This window comes from Mesorhizobium sp. M7A.F.Ca.CA.001.10.2.1, assembly GCF_003998575.1.
Lineage (GTDB): Bacteria > Pseudomonadota > Alphaproteobacteria > Rhizobiales > Rhizobiaceae > Mesorhizobium.
Map to the genome: position 1 here is coordinate 1 of NZ_RZQY01000836.1, position 2,203 is coordinate 2,203.

Here is a 2,203-nt window from a genome sequence, read left to right on the forward strand (position 1 = left end):
GGCCAGGACATTGCGGGGATTGTCGAACGAAGAGCAGCCGATGGTTCCGGGCCAACCGTCGGCGCCCGGGTTGTCGCGTTGGTCGACGAGGCTGGTTGGACCGAACGCATCGCAGTCCCAACCGACCGTCTCGCCGCCCTGCCGGATGACGTCAGCTTCGTTTCCGCAGCCACGCTTCCTGTCGCCGGTACGACGGCGCTGAGGACTCTACGCCATGGCGGGGACCTCGCCGGCCAGCAGGTCTTGATCACCGGCGCAAGCGGTGCGGTCGGTCGTTTCCAGATCCAGCTCGCCCGCCATCAGGGCGGATTCGTGACCGCTGTCGCCGCCGCCCGGCACGCTGAGGATCTCCGCGGCCTCGGAGCCAGGCAGGTTGTCGAAGCGATAGACCTGGCCGAGGGGCCGTTCTCGCTGATTACCGAGTCGGTTGGCGGCCAAAGCCTCGCATGCGCGATCGAACGCGTCGCCCCTGGCGGGACCATCGTCATGTTCGGTTCGAGCAGCGGCGAACTAACGCCCGTCGGATTCCGCCAGTTCGTTCCGGATCATGAAGGAGCGAGGCTTCAGACCTTCGCCTACTACACGTCCGGTCCAGGCATTGGCGAGGACATCGCCTCGCTGCTCGCTCTGGTCGCAGCCGGCCGGCTCGAAACACGCGTGGCCTTGACCGTGCCATGGACAGACATCGCCCAAGCGCTGGACGCACTGCGACAGCGCAGCTTCAGCGGCAAGGCCGTTCTCACCATAACAGGATGAGCATCCTGTTATGTCACACGTGCTGGCCGCCATTGATGTGAATTTCCGAGCCCGTCACATAGGACGCCTGCTGCGAACACAGGAAGAAGATGATGTCGGCGACTTCGGCCGTGGTGCCAAGGCGCCTGAGAGGGATGGTCTCGACGATCTTGTCAGTGCCCGGCGACAGGATCGCGGTGTCGATCTCGCCGGGCGCAATGGCATTGACGCGGATGCCGTGCGGGCCGAAATCATGTGCCATCTCGCGCGTCAGCGAGCCGAGTGCCGCCTTCGATGTGGCGTAGGCCGTGCCGGCGAAGGGATGCACGCGGGTTCCGGCGATCGAGGTTACGTTGACGATCGAGCCCTTGGCCGCCGCCAGCTCCTTGAACAGGCCGCGCGCCAGCATGATCGGCGCGAAGAAATTGACCTGGAACACGTCGCGCCAGACATGCATCGGCGTGTCGATCGAATCCATGCGGCTGTTGCCGTCCTTGAGCTTCGGCGAAATGCCGGCATTGTTGACCAGCGCATGCAACTGGCCGCCATGCGCTTCCAGCCGGTGGCGGATTTCGGAGACGGCGATGCCGACATCCTCCTGATCGGCGAGATCGACCTTGATGTGGTCTTCCGGCCCGGCCGGCCACGGGCAATCCTCGGCGAAAGCCTGCCTGGAGCAGGTGATGACGCGCCAGCCCTCGCGCGAAAAACGCTTGACGGTGGCGTGGCCAATGCCGCGGCTGGCGCCGGTCAGCACGATGGTCTTTCGGGTGTCGAGCTCAGTCATTTCAAGGTCTCCGGCCGGCAGATGTAGCCGAACGCCGCCGAGGTGGCGAGAGGCCGAAATGTCACCATTCACCTCAGAGGAGGAACCGGGAAGCCGGCTCGCCGTTGGTTCGGGAGTTGCAGGACAGGGCGCGGGGTCTCAGATCAAATCAATCGGGACAGAGCCATGACGCAGACAGCACCCCTCGACATAGCCACCGACTTCACCAAGGCGTGGACAAGCCACGACCTCGACAAAGCAGCATCCTTGGTTGCCGACGACGTCGTCTTTGATGGGCCGATGCAGCAATCGACCGGCAAGAAACCCTATCTCGAGGGCCTGACCAAACTATCACAGGATGTGACCGGTGTGCGCATGATCGCGGCCTTCGGTGACGATCACCAGGCGCTGCTGATGTATGATTTGATGACCAAGTCGTCCGGCGCGCTTTCCTGCGCCAAGCACCTCACCATCAGCGATGGCAAGATTCACAGCGACAAACTGACCTTTGACAGCAAGAAGTTGGGCAGCGCCAAGCCACGGAATTAGTGGATCGGATCAGCCGCCAAGGAGGTCGAGGATCGAGGTCTGCCGCTTTTTGCGCGGACCGCCGACGTCGCCTGGCGGCACCGGGTGCTTGATCGACGCGGTGGCGCCGTCATCCTCCGGCATGGAGGGGCCGTCGGCATCGACGGTTTGGGC

3 protein-coding genes are annotated in these 2,203 nt (G+C 63.8%); 2 read left to right on the forward strand and 1 reads right to left on the reverse strand.

What is annotated here, in order from left to right:
- Window positions 1-756 (forward strand): zinc-binding dehydrogenase (locus tag EN964_RS32380; RefSeq protein WP_127277287.1); only part of this gene is annotated, 756 nt, incomplete at its 5' end.
- A gap of 13 nt (window positions 757-769) precedes the next feature.
- On the opposite strand, the gene EN964_RS32385 is transcribed toward EN964_RS32380, so the two are convergent.
- The gene (locus tag EN964_RS32385) at window positions 770-1,522 is read right to left on the reverse strand and encodes an SDR family NAD(P)-dependent oxidoreductase (protein WP_023812510.1); all 753 of its coding nucleotides are present in this window, start codon (window positions 1,520-1,522) and stop codon (window positions 770-772) included.
- Between the two features lie 165 nt (window positions 1,523-1,687).
- Here EN964_RS32385 and EN964_RS32390 point away from each other — a divergent pair, with 165 nt between their 5' ends.
- Window positions 1,688-2,050: a nuclear transport factor 2 family protein gene (locus EN964_RS32390; protein ID WP_127270874.1), complete on the forward strand. Its 363-nt coding sequence runs from the start codon at window positions 1,688-1,690 to the stop codon at window positions 2,048-2,050.
- Window positions 2,051-2,203: the final 153 nt, after the last annotated feature.